We start from the raw sequence: 18,231 nt of genomic DNA, 5'->3' as shown, positions 1-18,231 counted from the left end.
GGCTGCCACGGTGTGGACGGCGCCGCCCCGGCCCGGGTCCGCACACCCGGTGAGCCCCCGCGCCGTGTCCGCCACCCCCACACCGGCGGGCCGCGTCACCCACCCTCGCACCCCCACCGGCGCACCGCCGCGCCACCAGTCAAGGAGATCCCGTGTCAGCTCCTCCTCCCTCCACGCACCGCCGCCGGGGCCTGCGCAGCCTGCGCCGGCCGCTCGTCGCCGCGCTCGCCTCGACCGTGCTGGCCGCCTCGGCCGCCACCCTGACCGCCCCGGCGGCCTCGGCCGCACCGTCCGGTTCGTTCACCGTGACGGTCGGCGCGAAGGGCTCGTACACCCACCCGACCGACACCCCGGCGGTGCCGTACCTGGACAAGGACGGCACCTTCTACTTCCAGCAGTCGGCGGCGCTCTACGGCTCGACCGAGGCCCGCTACTGGGACTTCTTCACCGGCACCGACTTCGACACGGCGTCCCGCTCGGCCGCGATCAGCAACGCGGTGAACCCGGCGAACAGCAGCGACAAGAACAACGACACCACCTGGCGGTGCAACAACTCCCCGACCGGGCTGACCGCGACCGCGGCGACCGGGTCGACCAGCTACTCGCAGAAGAACTTCTGCGACCTGTCCGGGATGTGGGTCGACCCGGACACCGGCGACTGGTACGGACTGGTGCACAACGAGTTCACCCCGCAGCCGTTCGGCGACGGCCTGCACTACGACGCGATCGACTACGCGGTCTCCACCGACCAGGGCCGGACCTGGACCATCAAGGACCACGTGATCACCTCGCCGTTCAGCACCACCCGCGGCGACACCACGGCCTTCCCGAACCAGACGTACTACTACGGCGACGGTGACCAGCGCCTGCTGGTGGACACCGCCTCCGGGTACTTCTACGTCTTCTACGGCTCCCGCGTGGTCGACAAGTCCGGCGGCTGGAAGGCGTTCTACGAGCACGTGGCGCGCGCCCCGATCTCCGGCAAGATGGCGCCCTCCAGCTGGCAGAAGTGGTACGACGGCGCCTGGAGCGAGCCCGGCGCGGGCGGCCGCGAGTCCAACATGGTGCCGGTCGACTCCACCAACACCACCGGGTACACCCCGGTGTCCGGCGAGTACAAGCCGTCCACGGCGGGCACCGCCGCGCAGCAGATCGCGGCCGGGCAGATGGCGCCGACCTCGCCGCTGTTCGTCATGGACGTCACCTACGACGCCTACCTGGGCCTGTACATCGGCGAGCCGCAGGCGGTCGACCAGAGCGGCAACGCGCCGCAGCAGTACTACGCGACCGACGACCTGGCCAGCCAGAAGTGGTACCTGATCGGCGACACCGGCAGCTACCACACGGCGTCCTGGTACCGCTGGTTCCTGGACGGCGCGAACCGCACCTCCAACCAGATCGTCGGCAAGTCCTTCCGCAGCTACTGCGCGTTCGGCTGCTCGGGCGGCGCGTCCGGCGAGTACCTGAACGTGACGCTGGACTCCACCGCGCCGGCCGCCGCGCCGGTCGACGTGACCAAGTCGTACCGGATCGCGAACGGCGCCGGCCGGGTGCTGGCGCAGGCCTCGGGCGGCTCGGCGGCCACCTCGGCCGCGTCGCCGACCGGCAGTGCGCTGGAGTCGTGGAACTTCGCGGCCAACGGCGACGGCTCGTACAAGATCGCCAACGCCTCGACCGGCCAGCTGCTCGGGGTGGACTCCTCGGCGGTCGCGGGCCGGGCGTGGGGCGCCAAGCCGGTCGTCACCGCGCAGGGCACCGGCGGTCCGACGGTGGGTCAGCAGTGGTTCGTGATCGCCGGGAAGACCACGGCGGGCGCGGCGACCGGCTCGTTCAAGCTGGTCAACCGGTACTCGGGCCTGGTGCTGGGCCTGTCCGCGGACTCCGCGCGGCTCGCCGAGACCACCCCGGTGCGGGACTGGACCAACTCCACCGGCAACGCGGTGGGCGGTGCCCGCACGGGCGCCGAGCAGGCGCTGACGCTGACCGCGACCGGCTCCGCGCCGGAGACCGTGGCGGTGGCCAACCCGGGCGCGCAGTCCACCAAGGTGAACACCGCGGTCTCGCTGCAGCTCTCCGCGACCGACTCCGCGAACAAGGCGCTGACCTGGTCGGCGACCGGCCTGCCCGCCGGACTGTCGATCAGCTCCGCGGGCCTGGTCACCGGCACCCCGACCACCGCCGGCAGCTCCACCGTCACCGTCACCGCGAGCTCCGGCACCGCGTCCGGCTCGACGAGCTTCACCTGGTCGGTCAACCCCGCGCTGGCGGGCAGCCACACCCTGACCATCTCCGGGAAGGCGCTGGACGACCCCAACCACTCCACCACCCAGGGCACCCAGCTGGTCACCTGGACCGCCAACGGCGGCGCCAACCAGAGCTGGACGCTGACCGCGCAGGCCGACGGCTCCTACCAGATCAGCAACAACGAGTCGACGCTCTGCATGGACGTCGACGGCGGCTCGACCACCGCCGGCGCGAAGATCATCCAGTGGGCCTGCACCGGCGGCACCAACCAGCACTGGACGGTCACCGCGGCCTCCGGCGGCGGCTACAAGGTCGCCTCGGTGAAGAGCGGACTGCTGCTGACCACCGCCTCCACCTCGGACGGCGCCCTGGTCACCCAGCAGGCCGACACCGGCTCCGCGCTGCAGCGCTGGACCATCGGCTGACGCCCTGATCCCGACCACCGGCCCGGGAACGGCGCACCCCGCCGTTCCCGGGCTCCCGGCCGTCTCGGGCCCCCCGACCGTTCGGGCACCCACGCCCGGCGAACGTGTGCCCGGAGATCGGCGCTAGACTGCCGCGTCCGGTCAGACACACCCGCAAGGAAAAGATCATGGTTGAGGCTCCCCCCAAGGTCGTTGTGGTCGTCCCCACGTACAACGAGCGGGAGAACCTGCCCATCCTCGTCGGCCTGCTGAACGAACTCGCCATGCCGAACCTGCACGTGCTGGTGGTCGACGACAACTCCCCGGACGGCACCGGCGAGCTCGCCGACAAGCTGGCCGCGGACGCCCCCGGCACCCTCTCGGTGCTGCACCGGACCGAGAAGGACGGCCTCGGCCGGGCCTACATCGCGGGCATGACCCGGGCGCTGGAGGACGGCGCGGACATCGTCGTGCAGATGGACGCCGACCTGTCCCACCCGTACACCGCGATCCCCGTGATGGTGGAGAAGCTCGCCACCTCGGACGCCTCGGTGGTGCTCGGCTCCCGCTACGTGCCCGGCGGCTCCACCGCCTCCGAGTGGCCGTGGCACCGCAAGGCACTCTCCGCCTGGGCCAACTTCTACGTCAACACCATCCTGAGCCTGGGTGTGAAGGACGCCACCGCCGGCTTCAAGGCCTGGGAGGCGCCGGCCCTGCGCTCGGTCGACCTGCCCTCGGTGCGCAGCAACGGCTACTCGTTCCAGGTCGAGATGAACTACCGCGTGGTGAAGCAGGGCCTGCGGATCGCCGAGGTCCCGATCCGCTTCGAGGAGCGCGTCGAAGGCGCCTCCAAGATGAGCCTGGGCGTCCAGCTGGAGTCCGCCCTCGCCCCCTGGAAGCTCCGCTTCGGCAAGAGCTGAGCACTCGTCAGGGGCGCCCCGCCAGACGCGACCCGCAGGGGCGCGGGGAACTGCGCGAAGCGACAGGCACCCCACCGCAAGACCGGCCCACGGAGTTCAGTCCTCTCCGTGGGCCGGTCTTGCTGTGCGCGCCAGGTTGCTCACGCAGTTCCCCGCGCCCCTGTCTACACCTCCGTGGTCACCCCCCGCGGACGGCTTGCGGGTCCTCCAGGTAGGGCTCCCAGGCGAGTTCGCCCGCGCCGACCAGCCCGGTGTGCGTCACCTGCGCGGGGACGATCGGCACCCGCCCGCTGCGGCCCCACAGGCAGCGGTCGGCGACCACCGCGGCGAGCCGGTCGGGGGCGGCGGCCAGCAGGTCGAGGTGCAGGCCGCTGAGCACGATCCGGTCCGGGTTGAGGATGTTGACCAGCCCGGCCAGCCCGAGGCCGAGGCGGTCCACCAGGTGGTCGACCGCGTCCCGGGCGCTCGGGTCGTCGGCCAGCTCGCGGGCCTGCGCGAGCAGCGGGCGGGCCGGGTCCGGCAGCCGCTTCGCGGCGGCGAACAGCGCGTCGGTGTCGGTCTCGGAGTTGAGGCACCCGCGGTTGCCGCAGGGACAGGGACGGCCGAGCGGGTCGACGGTGAGGTGGCCCACCTCCAGGGCGAGGCCGGCGCTGCCGGTGTGCAGCCGCCCGTCGATCACCAGCGCGCCGCCGACGCCGCGGTGCCCGGAGGTGACCAGCAGCAGGTGGCGGGCGCCGCGGCCGGCGCCGTGCCGGTGTTCGGCGAGGGCGGCCAGGTTGGCGTCGTTGGCGACGGCGGTGGGCAGTGCGGCCCTGGCCCGCGGGCCGAGGTCGACGCGGGCGACCTGCTCGGCGAAGAGCGCAGCGACCGGGGTGCCGCCGGGCCAGCCGAAGTGCAGCGCGGCCAGCGCCGTGCCGTCCGGCTCCGTGACGGGGTTGGGCAGGGCCAGCGCGAAGGCCAGCACCCGGCGCCGGGAGGCCCGGGCGAGGGCGGCGCCGGCCTCGGCGACCGCGCCGAGCAGCCGGGCGGGCGAGGTGTCGGCGGGCAGCGGCAGGTGCCGGGGGTCGACCAGTTCGCCGCCGAGGCCGACCGCGGCGACCGAGATCCCGTCGGAGTGCAGTTGCGCGGCGAGCACGACCGGCCCGTTCTCGGCGACCGCGAGGCGGTGCGAGGGGCGGCCGCGGCCGCCGCCGGCCGGGCGGGAGTCGACGCTGATCAGCCCGAGCGCCTCGAGTTCGCCGGTGACCGCCCCGGCGGTGGCCCGGGTGACTTCCAGTGCGCCGGTCAGCGCGGAGCGGGTCGGCGCCTGGCCGGTGTGCACCAGGCGCAGCGCGGGTCCGAGCAGGGTGCGCCCGCGGTCGGGCGCGGCCCGCCGGGGGGAACTCGGACTCGTGAACGGACTTGAAGGAGAGTGCGGCACTCCCCTATTCTGACTTTGTGCCGCTACTGAACAAAACAGAAGCCCGCCCTGCCCCCACGACCTCTCCGTCCGGCCGCAGCTCCTCCTGGTCGGCGGCACGCACCGCCCTCACCGCCTTCTTCGCGGTCGACGGCTTCCTCTTCGCCGCCTGGGTGGTCCGCATCCCGGACGTCCGCGCCCAGGTGGCCGCCTCGCACAGCGCCCTCGGCCTGGCCCTGCTGTGCATCTCGGCCGGCGCGGTCGCCACCATGGCGCTGGTCGGCCGGGCCTGCCTGCGCTTCGGCTCCCGGCAGGTCACCGTCGCCTCGCTGGCCGTGCTCAGCCTGGCCGTCGCCCTGCCCGCGCACACCCACTCGGTGCTCGCCCTGGGCGCCGTCCTGCTGCTGTTCGGCGCGGGCTACGGCGCGGCCAACGTCGCGATGAACAGCGCCGCGGTCGACCTGGTCGCCGAACTCCGACGCCCCGTCATGCCCAGCTTCCACGCCGGCTACAGCCTCGGCGGACTGCTCGGCGCCGCGATCGGCGGCCTGCTCGCCGGCCACCTCACCGCCGCCTGGTCGCTCGCCGCCGCGGGCCTGCTCGGCCTCGCCGTCACCGCACTGGCGGGCACCGTCCTGCTGCGCGCCCCGGCCGCCGCGCCGCGCGCCGCCCGCGGGCCCGCCACCTCCGCCGTCCGGCCCGGCCGGCACGCCCGTCTGCTGGTCCTGCTGCTCGGCCTGACCGCGCTGTGCACCGCCTACGGCGAGGGCGCCCTCGCCGACTGGGCCACCCTGCACCTCACCGACGACGTGCACGCGAGCGCCGCGCTCGCCGCCGCCGGGTACGCGGCCTTCGCCTTCGCGATGACCGCCGGACGGCTCACCGGCACCTGGCTGTCGGTCCGCCTCGGTCAGACCCGGGTGATGCTCACCGGCGGCCTCACCGCCTGCGCCGGCATGGCCCTCGCCGCCCTCGCCCCGTCGGTCCCGTTCGCGCTCGCCGGTTTCGTCCTGGTCGGCCTCGGCCTCGCCAACGTCTTCCCGCTGGCCATCGCCCAGGCGGGTGCCACCGCGGGCCCGCAGGGGGTCGCCACCGCCTCCACCCTCGGCTACGCGGGCATGCTGATCGGCCCCCCGGTCATCGGCTTCCTCGCCGACGCGACCTCGCTCCCCACCGCCCTCCTCACCGTCGCCGCCACCTCCGCCCTGGCCGGCCTCCTCGCCCTCACCGTCCAGCGCCACCGCGACAGCTGACGCGCTCTCACCTGTTCACCCGGGCACCGGCAGCCGCTGCTTCCTGCCGCCGCCCGCCCACCGCCTCGCTGCATCGCTCCCCGACTCCGGAGCCCCGCGCAGCGGATCTCCTGCAGCGCAGCCCGGAGCGGGCGAGGGGCGCGAGGGCCGGGCCGGCGCCTCGCGCCCCTCGGGCTCAGGGCGTCAGCCGTGGGTGACGCACTTGTTGGCGCTGTTGGACCACAGCCCCTGGAGGTCGAAGGTCCCGGTGGAGAGGGTGACGTAGGCGTCGAGCTGGACGCAGGCGTCGCCGATCTCGCCGCCGCCGCCGTTCCAGCCGATGGAGGGCCAGAAGTCGGTGACGGTCTCGGCGTACTCGTGGGTCTCGGTGGACTCGATGCCGGAGAGCATCCGGCCGTCGGTGAAGGTGGTGCAGGCGCCCGCGCCGCTGTCGGGAATGTAGGGGAGGTTGGTGTAGGCGAGGGTGCCGTACGCGGAGCTGGTCTTGTCGTGCCAGGCGCAGAAGCCGGTGTTGGGGAAGCCGTCCGGGTGGGTGCCGGTCGGGGAGACCACCACGTACTGGGCGTTGAGGTTGGGGGTCTGGGTGGTGTTGCCGAAGTGGGCGGCGGCCTTGCCGGCTTCGGCGCCGATCTGGCCGGCGGTGGCGGTGCCCGGTGCGGCGGCGGCGTTGTCGAACCAGACGCCGGCCAGCGGGGTGCTCGCCGGGTGGTTGACGTGGATGCCGCTGGTGCCGCAGGTGGTGGTGCCCTTGGCGACGCCCTCGCAGTACTGGTTGAGGATGGTGCCCCAGGTGTCCTGGCTGCCGTAGAGGCCCTTGAACATGTTCTGCATGTCGGCGGCGACACCGGCCGGGTCGGAGGACCACTGAGAGCCCCAGAAGACCAGGTAGACCTTCGGGTCGGGCGAGACCACGCCCTGGCTGGCGCTGGAGCCGACCTTGAGGGTGTTGGTCGACCGGGCGTTGGGCTTCGATTGCGCGTCGGCGTGCAGCGGCTTGAGGCCGTGGTGGGCCGGGGCCGGAGCGGCGTCGGCCTGGGCGCCGACGGTGAGGGACAACGCCGCGACGGTGGCGGCGGCCAGCGCGGCGAGGGGGCGGATACGCACGGATGTCCTCCCGGACGAGAGTGAGGGTGTGGGGGCCGAACTGTGCGTGGCGAAGCGCGAGTCACCCAATCAGCCGGGGCGGGAGGCGTCCAGAGGGATGGCCGCGATCGGGTGCAGATTTTGCTGTGCCTATGCCAAGGAGGCGGAAATTCAGCCGCCTTGACGGTGTGTCAGGACAGATTCTGCGGCATCGACGGGCAGCCCGGCCGACCCGGACCGACCGACCTCCCGGCCACGGGCCTCCTCCGGCCCCTGCGAGAATGAGCCCGTCGCCCAGCCGTCCGGAGGTTCCTCCCATGCGCGTACTCGTCACCGGCGCGTCCGGCTTCGTAGGCGGAGCCGTCGTCCGCTGCCTGGCCGCCGCCGGCCACGAGGTGTGGAGCCTCGGCCGGCGCCCCGACGCCGCGTCAGCCCTCCCCGTGCAGCGCGCCTTCCGGGGCGACGTCCGCGACGAGGACGCCTGGCGCCCCGCCCTGGCCGGCGTCGACGCCGTCTGCCACCTCGCCGCCCTCACCCGCGGCCGCGAGTCGCTGAACACCCCCGAAGCCCACGAGTCCGTCAACGTCGGCGGCGTCCGCGCCCTGCTGGCGGCCGTACCCGCCGACCGCCCGCCGCGGATCGTCCTCGCCTCCACCGCCGCGGTCTACGGCGCACCCGAGCGCCAGCCCATCGACGAGCGCACCCCGCCCGCCCCGGGCAACCCGTACGGCGCCTCCAAGCTCGCCGCCGAACGCCTCCTGACGGCCCGTCCGGACACCGACGCCGTCATCCTCCGCTGCTTCAACGCGGCCGGCACCGGCGACACCGACGAGACCCGGATCATCCCCCGGGCCCTCGCGGTCGCCGCCGGCCGCCACCCCCACCTGGAGCTGAACGGCGACGGCAGCGTGGTCCGCGACTTCGTCCACGTCGAGGACATGGCCGACGCCTACCTGCTGGCCCTCACCGCCCCACCGGGCCACCACGTCTTCAACGTCGGCGCCACCCCGGCCTCGATGTCCGAGATCATCACCGCCGTCGAACGCCTGACCGGCCGTCGGATCCCCCTCCACCACCGCCCCGCCCAACCCGAGGCCCCCCGCCTGGTCGCCGACACCACCCTCCTACGCACCACCCTCGCCTGGCACCCCCACCGCTCCACCCTCGACCGCATGATCACCGACGCCCTGCACTCGACCGCCGACTGACCCGGCTGACCGGATCAGCCCTGCCCCGAGCCGGCGTCGCCGAGCACCCCCGCGGCGCGGGCCAGGACCGTGGCGGTGAGGGCACCGGCGTGGAGGGCGTGGGCGGCGGTGGAGGGGAGGCAGCGGGCGCGTTCGGGGACGTACTCGGTCATCACGACGCCCGCGTGGTCGGTGGCGACCTCGTCGTAGGAGACCGGATGGCCCAGGGCCTGGAGAGCCGTGCGCAGCTCGCGCGAGCGCGCGGCGTCCACCACGGTGTCGGCGCTGCCGTGCACCAGGCGGACCGGTACGGGGACGGCGCCCGTGCGGAGGTCGTCGAGCGGGGCGGTGCCGGTGGCGGGCGCCGGGGAGTCGTAGGCTCCGGCGATGCCCACCACCGCGCTCGGCCGCCAGCCGTCGATGCCGTCGGGGTGGGTGCCGACGCCGACCGCGGCCTTGCCGCCGAGCGACCAGCCGGCCAGCACGATCCGCCCGCCGTCGCCGCCGAGGTCCGCCGCCCGCCGCCGGGCGAAGTCGACCGACTCGCGCAGCTGCGCGCGCCCGCCGTCGGCGGCGTCGGGCCGCCAGTCCGGCACCAGCACCACCAGGCCGAACGCGGCGGCCGCCCGGGCGACCGGCGCGAGGACGTCCCGCTCGTCGGGCCCGCGGCCGTGCCAGAGCAGCACCACGGGCAGCAACTCGGCGGCACCCACCGGACGGTGGACGTCCATCAGCTGCCCGCTCGCCCCGTACCCCAGCCCCGCAACGACCTCGACCATCACCACACACTCCCCCCACACACGAACCAGAACACACCGAACCCGAACGCACCGAACCCGAACCCGAACGCACCGAACCGGAACAGACGAACCGTCAGGAGACGGTCACGCGGTCACTCCTCGCCCCGCCGCTCACCCGGCAGCCGCAGGTCCCAGCCGACCAGGGCGCGCAGCTGTTCGGCGGTGACGCCGTCGGGCACGGGGCGGGGGGCCTCGTGGCGGATGGGGGGCTGCCAGCCCTGTTCCGGGTCCCAGCTGCGGACCTGGCGGGCGGGGGCGCCGGCCACCACGGCGTAGTCGGGGACCTCGCCGGCGACCACGGCGTTGGCGGCGACCACGACGTTGCGGCCGATCCGGGCGCCGGGGAGGATCACCGCGCCGGTGCCGATCCAGGAGCCGGAGCCGATCGACACCGGCTCGTTGCGCGGCCACTGCTTGCCGATCGGCAGCTCGGTGTCGCGGTACTCGTGCGCCTGGTCGGTGATGTAGACGTCGGGCCCGGTCCACACGTCGTCGCCGAGCACGATCTGCTGGTGGCCGACGATGTGGCTGCCCCGGCCGATCACGCAGCCGCCGCCGATCCGGACGATCGGGTCCGGGCCGAGGTCGAGCCCGGGGAGGAAGCCGGCCGAGATGGTGACCCGCTCGCCGATGATCGAGAACGGGCCGATGGTGATCCACCGTTCGTTGAACACGGTGCCGAGCGGGAACGCCAGCTTGGTGCCGTCCCCCAACGCGCCGAACCGGTACGGCCCCGGGTTGCGGTTGCTGACCGACCCGGCGTCCTGCACCCACCGCCAGCCCCGGTGCACCACCCGCCCCGCCATCCGGCGGGACCTCCCCCGGACGGACTCCACCAGCCCACGGACCATCGACATGCCGCCACCGTATCGGCCCGCCCGACCCGAAATCCGGCAACGGGATCAACCTCACACCCGCCGGTAACTTCCGGGTCGGCGGCCGGACCTGCGGCGGCTCAGCGCACCCAGCGGGCCGGGCGCTTCTCCAAGAAGGCCCGCATGCCCTCCTGGGCCTCCTCGGAGGAGAACAGCCGGGCGGACTGGGCGACCAGTTCCTCGGCGTGGCGCTCGAAGGACTCGCGGACCGCGGCGTTGGCGAGCCGCTTGGACTCGGCGAGGCCCTGCGGCGAGCAGAGGCGGACGGCGTCCAGCAGCGTCTTGAGGACGGCCGACGGGTCGTCGGCGGCCTCGGTGACCAGGCCGATCCGGGCGGCCTCGGCGGCGTCGAAGGTCTCGCCGGTGAGGTAGTAGCGGGCGGCGGCGCGCGGGTCGAGCTTGGGGCGCAGCGGCAGCGAGATGACGGCGGGGGCGAGGCCGAGGCGGGCCTCGGTGAAGGCGAAGGTGGACTGCGGGCCGGCCACCGCGAGGTCGCAGGCGCCGACCAGGCCGAGGCCGCCGGCCCGGACGTGGCCGTCGATCAGGGCGATGACGGGCTTGGGGCAGTCGACCAGGGCGCGCTGCAGGTCGACCAGGCCGCGCGGGCCGACGGTGGGGTCGGCGCCGGTGGCCTCGGAGAGGTCGGCGCCGGCGCAGAAGACCCGGCCGGTGTGGCCGAGGACGACGGCCCGGACCTCGGGGTCGGCGGCGGCGTCGGCGAGGCCCTGGGTGAGTTCGGCCATCAGCCGGGTGGAGAGGGCGTTGCGGTTGTGCGGGGAGTCGAGCTCCAGGGTGGCGACGGAGTCGGCGGTGGTGCGACGGACGAAGGGTACTTCGCGGGTCATCGGGTGTGGCCTGCTTTCCGGCTGAGGGTGGGTCGGACGGCTCGGCAGCACGATTCCACGCGCACCCCCGTACTGACCAGTACTCCAGGACCGGCGTCACTCCGTACACACCCTCAACTTCCTTAAGGTCTAGACCTATTGACAGTTAAGCGTCAACTCGCTTGAGTGCTGGACACACCGCTCGTTTCCCCCACATGGAGTGGCCGATGTCCTTCCCCCGTAGTTCCACCCACCGCGCGGGCGCCCACCGCGCCCGGGCCGGGTTCTCCCGGCTCCGCCTGCTCAGCCTGCTGGTCGGCGTCGTCACGGCGCTCGGCTTCGCGGTGCTGGTGCCGATGTCCTCCACCGCGGCCGCCGCCTGCGTCGCGCCGTACTCCTCGAGCCAGGTCTACACCGGCGGCATGTCCGCCTCGTACGGCGGCCACAACTGGGGCGCCAAGTGGTGGACCCAGGGCGAGACCCCGAGCACCGGCGGCTCGGGCGTCTGGGCCGACCAGGGCGCCTGCGGCGGCGGTGGCGGCGGCACCACGACCCCGCCCACCGGCTGCAGCTACCCGAACTGGGTAGCCGGCCAGCAGTACGCGACCGGCGCGATCGTGAAGTACAGCAACGGGCTGTACTACATCGCCACCCACGACAACCCGGGCTACGACCCGACGATCTCCACCTGGTTCTGGAGCCCGTACACCTGCAGCGGCGGCGGCACGACGACCACCGCCAACCCGGGTGGATTCGTGGTCACCGAGGCCCAGTTCAACCAGATGTTCCCGAGCCGGAACTCCTTCTACACCTACGCGGGCCTGACCGCCGCGCTCAGCGCCTACCCGGCGTTCGCGAACACCGGCTCGGACACCGTGAAGAAGCAGGAGGCGGCGGCCTTCCTGGCCAACGTCAGCCACGAGACCGGCGGGCTGGTCTACATCGTCGAGCAGAACACCGCCAACTACCCGCACTACTGCGACACCTCGCAGTCGTACGGCTGCCCGGCCGGCCAGTCCGCGTACTACGGCCGTGGCCCGATCCAGCTCAGCTGGAACTTCAACTACAAGGCGGCGGGCGACGCGCTCGGCATCGACCTGCTGAACAACCCCAACCTGGTGCAGACCGACGCGGCCGTGGCCTGGAAGACCGGCATCTGGTACTGGATGACCCAGAACGGCCCCGGCACGATGACCCCGCACAACGCGATGGTCAACGGCGCGGGCTTCGGCGAGACCATCCGCTCCATCAACGGCTCGATCGAGTGCAACGGCGGCAACCCCGCCCAGGTGCAGAGCCGGGTCAACGCCTACACCAACTTCACCTCGATCCTCGGCGTCCCGACCGGCTCCAACCTGAGCTGCTGACGGCCTGACGCAACGGCACCGCACGACCGCGGCGCGGGTGACCCACCGTCACCCGCGCCGCGGCGCGCCCGGGTTCAGCGCCGCACCAGCGCCGTCATCCCCCAGCCCGCAGCGGCGAACACGGCGGCCAGCAGCGCCCAGCCGGGCAGGCCGTGCGCGATCACCCCCGAGGTGATCAGCACCGGGCCGAGCATCAGCGCCCCGGACATCCCGGTGTTGAACACACCCTGGTAGGCGCCGTGCGCGTCCTCCCGGGCCAGGTCGTAGCTGAGCGCCCAGGCGCCCGCCTGGCTGTACACCTCGCCGAGCGCCTGCAGGCCGACGCCCCCGGCGACCACCAGCGCCGCCGCCCAGCCGGGGAGGCCCGCGGCCAGGGCCAGCACCAGGCAGGCGGCGGCGACCAGCAGGGCGCCGCGCCGGAAGACCCGGGCCGCGGCGGCCGACTCTTCGGTGCCGCGGGTGGCGCGGACCTGGAGCACGATCACCAGCGCGGTGTTGACCAGCAGTGCCCCGGCGACCATCCAGCGCGGCGCGTCGGTCTCCCGCACCACCCACAGCGGCACCCCGACCTCGATCATCACGAACTGCAGGGTGATCACCGCGTTCAGCCCGGTCAGCGCGAGGAACCGCCGGTCGCGCAGCGCCGGGTTGGGCCCGCTCGCCGCCTGCGCGGCCTGCGCGGCGGTGCGCGGTGCGACCGGGACCAGCAGCAGGTACAGCACCGCGATCACCGCGTAGGTGGCCGCGTCGGCGAGCAGCGCCGCCAGGTACGCGCCCCGGGTGTCGGCCTGCAGCACCAGCGCGGCCAGCACGGTGCCCACCGAGATGCCGACGTTGGTGACCGACCGCAGGTAGGCCCGGCCGGCCACCCGCCCGTCGACGGGCAGCACCTCGGCGAAGAGCGCGCCGCGCACCGCCGCGCCGCCCCGGTCGGCGACCGCGAGCAGGCAGGCCAGCACCGCGAACGCGGCCAGCCGGTGCACCAGCACGTACCCGGCCGCGCACACCGCCTGGACGAGCAGCAGCGCGATCAGCACCGGCTTGGGCCCGAACCGGTCCGAGGCCCGTCCCGCCGGGACGCTCGCCGCCACCCCGCACGCGCCCGCCACCGTCAGCACCACGCCGACCTCGGCGACTCCGAAGCCCAGCACCCGGGTGAAGAACAGCACCCCGAGCGTCATCGACAGGCCGTTGCCCGCCGTGTTGATCAGGGTGATGACGGACAGTCGGCGCAGCACCGGGTCGGCGGGCAGCAGCCGGGCGAGCCGGTTCGGGGCAGGGGGCGGTGGCGCGGCCGGGTCGGCCGCGAGTGCGGTGGCGGTCATGCCCCGATCAGATCGTCTGCCGACCGTCCGTGGTATTGATTTAGCCCCGGCCTGAATCCTCGGGCCGGTCGAACGCGAACGGGGGGCCCGCGGTGGCACTGCGCTTCCGGCTCGGCCTGGCGGACCTGGCCGCGGCCTACTTCGCCTGCTCGCCGCTGCAGGAGGCGGTGCTGTCGCTGCGGATGTGGACCCACCCCGGGCACTACCCGCACGGGCCGGCCTTCGAGGCGATGCGCCCGGCCTTCGAGGCGCTGCCCGCCGCGCCGCTGCTGCGCGCCCTGGTGGCGGGCAACAAGTACGTGCCGGACTTCCTGACACCCCGCCCACACGTGCCGTTCCCCGACTTCCGGGCCGAGCTCGACCTCGTCCGCGCCTTCGAACCCGCCTTGCTGGCAGGCGAGTTGGAACGCACCTACCTGCCGCACGACCGGGTGCTGCCGAAACTGCTGGCCGAGCGGCTCGACCACCCCGAGGCGCTGATCGCGGAGATCGCCGACGCCCTGGAGCAGTACTGGACCCGGGTGCTGGAGCCCGACTGGTGGCCGCGGGCCCGCTCGGTGCTGCGCGCGGACATCGTGCACCGCTCCCGGGTGCTCGCCGAACGCGGCGCGGCGGGGCTGCTCGCCGACCTCGACCACCGCCTGCACTGGGCGGACGGGGTGCTGACCATCGATCACGACTGGTTCGACGACCACCTCGACGTCGTGGTCGACCGCCGCGGCCTGGCGTTCGTGCCGACCTGCTTCGCCCGCGGCGCGATCACCGCGATCGGCCCCGACCGGACGCCGTCGATCACCTACCCGGCCCGCGGCCAGCGCACCATCGCGGCCGCCGCCGAGCCGCCGCCCACCCCGCGCGCCCTGGAGCAGCTCCTCGGCGCCCCCAAGGCCCGGCTGCTGATGCTGCTCCACGAGCCCACCGCCACCACCGAGTTGGCCCGCCGGCTCGGCGTCACCCCCGGCGCCGTCAGCCAGCACCTCGCCGTGCTGCACGCCACCCGCCTGGTCAGCCGGGCCCGCCACGGCCGCCTGGTGCTGTACGCCCGCAGCCCGCTCGCCGACCGGCTCCTCGGCCCCTGACCGTCCGTCAGTCCCACTCAGGTATAGACCTGTTGACGAGTTGGTCCAGTCCACCTACCCTGCCAGTGGCTGGCTCCCCGGCACCCCTGTACGGAATCCCCCACACCACACAGGGAGTACCGATGCACGTCCGGTTCAGGCACCGTTTCAGGGCCCGCGTCATGGCCCTGCTCGCAACGCTGGCACTGCCGCTCGCCCTGCTCACCGCCACGCCGGCGCACGCCGCCGACAAGCTCACCGCGTCCTTCACCAGCGCCGACAACGGCTCCTGGTGGAAGGGCACGTACATCGTGAAGAACGCGGGCGCCACCGCCGTCACCGGCTGGACCCTGGAGTTCGACCTGCCGCCCGGCGTCACCATCAGCGGCAGCTACAACGGCCAGACGACCGTCACCGGCTCGCACGTGTCGGCGACCAACGCGTACTACAACGCCACGGTGCAGCCGAACTCCACCACCGAGCCGTACAGCTTCTGGTTCATCGGCAACGGCCCGATCGCCGCGCCGACCAACTGCCGCGTCAACGGCGACAAGTGCGACGGCACCGCGGACGTCCCGCCGGGCGCCCCGGGCGCCCCGCAACTGGTCTCCGCCACCGCCCACAGCCTGGCGCTGAGCTGGACCGCCGCGGCGAAGGGCGACTTCCCCGTCGCGTCCTACGACGTGGTGAGCGGCTCCACCGTGCTCGGCACGGCCACCGGCACCTCCACCACGCTGACCGGCCTCACCCCGGCCACCGCGTACAGCCTCACCGTGCGCGCCAAGGACACCCGCGGCAACACCGGCCCGGTCAGCGGCGCGCTGAGCGCCTCCACCGTCGACCCGGCGAGCGACACCGTCCCGCCGACCGCGCCCGGCAACCTGCGCTCCACCGCGGTCACCAGCACCAGCGTCGCGCTGGCCTGGAACGCCGCCACCGACAACAAGGGCGTCGCCGCCTACGACGTCTACCAGGGGGCCACCCTGGTGCAGACCGTCACCACCACCGCGGCCACCGTCGTCCAGCTCTCCCCGGCCACCGCGTACACCTTCACCGTCAAGGCCCGCGACGCCGCCGACAACGCCTCCCCCGCCTCCACCGCACTGACCGTCACCACCGGCGACCTGGCCGGGCCCGGGAAGTACACCCGGGTCGGCTACTTCACCCAGTGGGGCATCTACGGCCGCCAGTTCTTCGCCAAGAACCTCGACACCTCGGGCAGCGCCGCCAAGCTCGACGTCGTCAACTACGCCTTCGAGAACATCGACCCGGTCAACCTGACCTGCCTGGCCGGCGTCACCAAGGGCACCACCGCCAACCCGCAGGACCCCGACCAGGGCACCGGCGCGGGCGACGCGGACGCCGACTACTCCCGCCCGTTCAGCGCCGCGCAGTCCGTGGACGGCGTCGCCGACGACGGCTGGGCCCCGCTGCGCGGCAACCTCAACCAGCTGAAGAAGCTCAAGGCCAAGTACCCGAACCTCAAGGTCGTGGTCTCACTGGGCGGTTGGACCTACTCCAAGTACTTCTCGGACGCCGCCGCCACCGACGCCTCCCGCAAGAAGCTGGTCTCCTCCTGCATCGACATCTGGATCAAGGGCAACCTGCCCGCCTACAACGGCGCGGGCGGCCCCGGCACCGCGGCCGGCATCTTCGACGGCATCGACATCGACTGGGAGTGGCCCGGCTCCCCCGACGGCCACGCCGGCAACCACTACTCCGCGAACGACAAGGCCAACCTGACCCTGCTGCTGGCCGAGTTCCGCCGCCAGCTCGACGCCCTCGGCGGCTCGCACAAGCTGCTCACCGCCTTCACCCCCGCCGACCCGGTCAAGGTGGGCCAGGGCTGGGACCTCGCGCAGATCTTCAACTCCCTCGACATCGCCAACGTCCAGGGCTACGACTTCCACGGCGCCGGCAGCGACAACTCCTGGGAGCCCAACCGGACCGGCCACCAGGCCAACCTGTACGCCGACCCGGCCGACCCGTACAGCTTCCACTTCTCGATCGACAGCGCCGTCAACACGTACCTCGCCGCCGGCGTCAACCCGCGCAAGCTGACCATCGGCTTCCCGTTCTACGGGCGCGGCTGGCAGACCGTCACCGACGGCGGCGTGCACGGCGCCTGGCAGGCCGCGGGCGGCGCGGCGCCCGGCCAGTTCGCCGAGGAGGCCGGCACCCGCGGCTACAACAACCTGATCACCAGCGTCCCGAACCTGACGGTCTACCACGACCCGGTCTCGGTCTCCACCTACGCCTACACCGGCAGCGGTGGCCAGTGGTGGACCTTCGACGACACCTGGTCGATCGGCCAGAAGACCGCCTACCTCAAGTCCAAGAACCTGCTCGGCGCGATGATCTGGGAGATGTCCGGCGACACCCCGTCCGGCACCCTGATCACCGCCCTGGACAGCGGCCTGAAGTAACCCCCCCGTCAGGGGCGCGGGGACCCCCCGAATCCCAACCCCCGCGCCCCACCCAGGGTGCTGCTCAGCGCGGCGTGCCGCTCGCGCCGTCGTACCGCCGCAGCCCGCGCTCCTCCGCCGTGAACAGCAGGACGCGCTCTCCCGACTCCACCGCACACACCGCGAGGCAGGCGTCGTCGTCCGGCTCGCCGACCGGCTCCCCCAGCGGCTCACCGGTCGCCCCGTCGTAGCGGTACAACCGGTCCGAGGCGACCGCCAACGCGGCCTGCTCGCCCACCTGGTAGGCGCACAGTCCCAGGGTGTTGCCGAGCTGGACCATCGGCCGGCCGAGCTGAGTCCCGCTCTCCGGGTCCCAGATCCGGACCGAGTGGTCACCGGACCCGGTCGCCAGCACGGTCCGGCCCTGCGCCTGGTAGGCGACGAGGTGCTGGATCTCCGCGCGGTGCGCCCGAACCGGTTCGCCCACCGGGTTCCCGGTCGCCGGGTTCCAGCGACGCAGCACGCCTTCGGCGTCCCCGCAGGCCAACCGGAGGGTGCCGTCCGCCGCGGTGTACACCGCCAGGGACCACACCTGGGCCTTCCCGGTCCCGCGCAGCTTGGCCCCGGTCTGCTCCCCCGTCGCCGGGTCGAGCTGCTGGACGAGGCCGTCGCTCCACCCCGCCAGCAGGGCCCGCCGGCCGTCGGCTCCCCGGAAGGAGGCGACGGCGGTCATACGGGGCGGCCTGCCCCACAGCGTCCGCCGCTCGCCCCACGTGGCGGGGTGGACCTCCTCCCCCGTCCGCAGGTCGTACTGCGTCACCGTGCCCCGCAGCCCGCGGAACAGATCGAGCGTCACCAGGACGGCCGCGTCGACGTGGGAGCGGCGGAGCCCGCCGCTTCCCTCACCGGTCCCGAACTCCCGCAGCACCGTGCCGTCCACGGCGTTGTACACCGCGACGTCCCGGCCCGGCGCCGGGCTCGACCGCACGACCACCGGCCGGCCGTCGAGCTCGGCGCCGAGCAACTGGATCCCCGAGACGGTCAACTGACCGTCCCACTCCGCAAAAGGGGCCGCCATCCGCACGTT

The 18,231-nt window shown here is 73.6% G+C and carries 14 protein-coding genes; 7 read left to right on the top strand and 7 right to left on the bottom strand.

The window, feature by feature from the left end:
* Positions 1 to 191 precede the first annotated feature (191 nt).
* Positions 192 to 2,669, top strand: a complete 2,478-nt coding sequence (locus AB0K51_RS25380) for an RICIN domain-containing protein (protein ID WP_363459357.1) — start codon at positions 192 to 194, stop codon at positions 2,667 to 2,669.
* A gap of 167 nt (positions 2,670 to 2,836) precedes the next feature.
* Entirely contained in the window at positions 2,837 to 3,568 is a 732-nt protein-coding gene (locus AB0K51_RS25375; protein WP_363459318.1) for a polyprenol monophosphomannose synthase, read from the top strand.
* 178 nt (positions 3,569 to 3,746) lie between these two features.
* Here AB0K51_RS25375 and AB0K51_RS25370 read toward each other — a convergent pair whose 3' ends face one another.
* A complete protein-coding gene (locus tag AB0K51_RS25370) occupies positions 3,747 to 4,892 on the bottom strand; it encodes an ROK family protein (protein ID WP_363459355.1) in 1,146 nt (381 codons plus the stop codon).
* Positions 4,893 to 5,005: 113 nt separating this feature from the next.
* Between AB0K51_RS25370 and AB0K51_RS25365 the strand changes: the two genes are divergently transcribed.
* Complete coding sequence (locus AB0K51_RS25365; RefSeq protein ID WP_363459316.1) at positions 5,006 to 6,220, top strand: MFS transporter; 1,215 nt, start codon at positions 5,006 to 5,008, stop codon at positions 6,218 to 6,220.
* Between the two features lie 183 nt (positions 6,221 to 6,403).
* Here the strand turns inward: AB0K51_RS25365 and AB0K51_RS25360 are convergent, their stop codons facing one another.
* On the bottom strand, positions 6,404 to 7,324 hold the full coding sequence (locus tag AB0K51_RS25360) for a hypothetical protein (RefSeq protein WP_363459314.1): 921 nt from the start codon (positions 7,322 to 7,324) through the stop codon (positions 6,404 to 6,406).
* Between the two features lie 296 nt (positions 7,325 to 7,620).
* On the opposite strand from AB0K51_RS25360, the gene AB0K51_RS25355 reads away from it, so the two are divergent.
* On the top strand, positions 7,621 to 8,511 hold the full coding sequence (locus tag AB0K51_RS25355) for an NAD-dependent epimerase/dehydratase family protein (protein WP_363459312.1): 891 nt from the start codon (positions 7,621 to 7,623) through the stop codon (positions 8,509 to 8,511).
* Positions 8,512 to 8,525: 14 nt separating this feature from the next.
* Here the strand turns inward: AB0K51_RS25355 and AB0K51_RS25350 are convergent, their stop codons facing one another.
* The 3 genes from AB0K51_RS25350 to AB0K51_RS25340 all read right to left on the bottom strand — a co-directional run bounded on the left by AB0K51_RS25350 (position 8,526) and on the right by AB0K51_RS25340 (position 11,010).
* Positions 8,526 to 9,269, bottom strand: a complete 744-nt coding sequence (locus AB0K51_RS25350; protein WP_363459310.1) for an alpha/beta hydrolase — start codon at positions 9,267 to 9,269, stop codon at positions 8,526 to 8,528.
* Between the two features lie 113 nt (positions 9,270 to 9,382).
* Positions 9,383 to 10,147, bottom strand: coding sequence for a DapH/DapD/GlmU-related protein (locus AB0K51_RS25345; protein ID WP_363459309.1), 765 nt, complete (start codon positions 10,145 to 10,147; stop codon positions 9,383 to 9,385).
* 98 nt (positions 10,148 to 10,245) lie between these two features.
* Positions 10,246 to 11,010: an enoyl-CoA hydratase family protein gene (locus tag AB0K51_RS25340; protein ID WP_363459307.1), complete on the bottom strand. Its 765-nt coding sequence runs from the start codon at positions 11,008 to 11,010 to the stop codon at positions 10,246 to 10,248.
* A gap of 206 nt (positions 11,011 to 11,216) precedes the next feature.
* Here AB0K51_RS25340 and AB0K51_RS25335 point away from each other — a divergent pair, with 206 nt between their 5' ends.
* Complete coding sequence (locus tag AB0K51_RS25335; RefSeq protein WP_363459306.1) at positions 11,217 to 12,356, top strand: glycoside hydrolase family 19 protein; 1,140 nt, start codon at positions 11,217 to 11,219, stop codon at positions 12,354 to 12,356.
* 74 nt (positions 12,357 to 12,430) lie between these two features.
* On the opposite strand, the gene AB0K51_RS25330 is transcribed toward AB0K51_RS25335, so the two are convergent.
* Positions 12,431 to 13,681 carry an MFS transporter gene (locus AB0K51_RS25330; RefSeq protein ID WP_363459304.1) on the bottom strand — a complete coding sequence of 417 codons (1,251 nt, stop codon included), beginning with the start codon at positions 13,679 to 13,681 and terminating at the stop codon, positions 12,431 to 12,433.
* A 92-nt stretch (positions 13,682 to 13,773) separates the two neighbouring features.
* On the opposite strand from AB0K51_RS25330, the gene AB0K51_RS25325 reads away from it, so the two are divergent.
* Positions 13,774 to 14,760, top strand: coding sequence for a helix-turn-helix domain-containing protein (locus tag AB0K51_RS25325; RefSeq protein ID WP_363459302.1), 987 nt, complete (start codon positions 13,774 to 13,776; stop codon positions 14,758 to 14,760).
* Between the two features lie 161 nt (positions 14,761 to 14,921).
* Complete coding sequence (locus AB0K51_RS25320; RefSeq protein ID WP_363459300.1) at positions 14,922 to 17,165, top strand: glycosyl hydrolase family 18 protein; 2,244 nt, start codon at positions 14,922 to 14,924, stop codon at positions 17,163 to 17,165.
* Positions 17,166 to 17,229: 64 nt separating this feature from the next.
* Here the strand turns inward: AB0K51_RS25320 and AB0K51_RS25315 are convergent, their stop codons facing one another.
* Positions 17,230 to 18,222, bottom strand: a complete 993-nt coding sequence (locus AB0K51_RS25315; protein ID WP_363459299.1) for a hypothetical protein — start codon at positions 18,220 to 18,222, stop codon at positions 17,230 to 17,232.
* Positions 18,223 to 18,231 lie beyond the last annotated feature (9 nt).

It is taken from the genome of Kitasatospora sp. NPDC049285, assembly GCF_040678815.1.
Taxonomy (GTDB): domain Bacteria; phylum Actinomycetota; class Actinomycetes; order Streptomycetales; family Streptomycetaceae; genus Kitasatospora.
This window is presented reverse-complemented; position numbering and strand designations above follow the sequence as displayed.

Bases quoted from the DNA above. Each gene is read 5' to 3' on its own strand.
- AB0K51_RS25375 (WP_363459318.1), top strand. From the start codon at position 2,837: ATGGTTGAGGCTCCCCCCAAGGTCGTTGTGGTCGTCCCCACGTACAAC.
- AB0K51_RS25355 (WP_363459312.1), top strand. From the start codon at position 7,621: ATGCGCGTACTCGTCACCGGCGCGTCCGGCTTCGTAGGCGGAGCCGTC.
- AB0K51_RS25350 (WP_363459310.1), bottom strand. From the start codon at position 9,269: ATGGTCGAGGTCGTTGCGGGGCTGGGGTACGGGGCGAGCGGGCAGCTG.
- AB0K51_RS25345 (WP_363459309.1), bottom strand. From the start codon at position 10,147: ATGTCGATGGTCCGTGGGCTGGTGGAGTCCGTCCGGGGGAGGTCCCGC.
- AB0K51_RS25340 (WP_363459307.1), bottom strand. From the start codon at position 11,010: ATGACCCGCGAAGTACCCTTCGTCCGTCGCACCACCGCCGACTCCGTC.
- AB0K51_RS25335 (WP_363459306.1), top strand. From the start codon at position 11,217: ATGTCCTTCCCCCGTAGTTCCACCCACCGCGCGGGCGCCCACCGCGCC.
- AB0K51_RS25330 (WP_363459304.1), bottom strand. From the start codon at position 13,681: ATGACCGCCACCGCACTCGCGGCCGACCCGGCCGCGCCACCGCCCCCT.
- AB0K51_RS25320 (WP_363459300.1), top strand. From the start codon at position 14,922: ATGGCCCTGCTCGCAACGCTGGCACTGCCGCTCGCCCTGCTCACCGCC.
- AB0K51_RS25315 (WP_363459299.1), bottom strand. From the start codon at position 18,222: ATGGCGGCCCCTTTTGCGGAGTGGGACGGTCAGTTGACCGTCTCGGGG.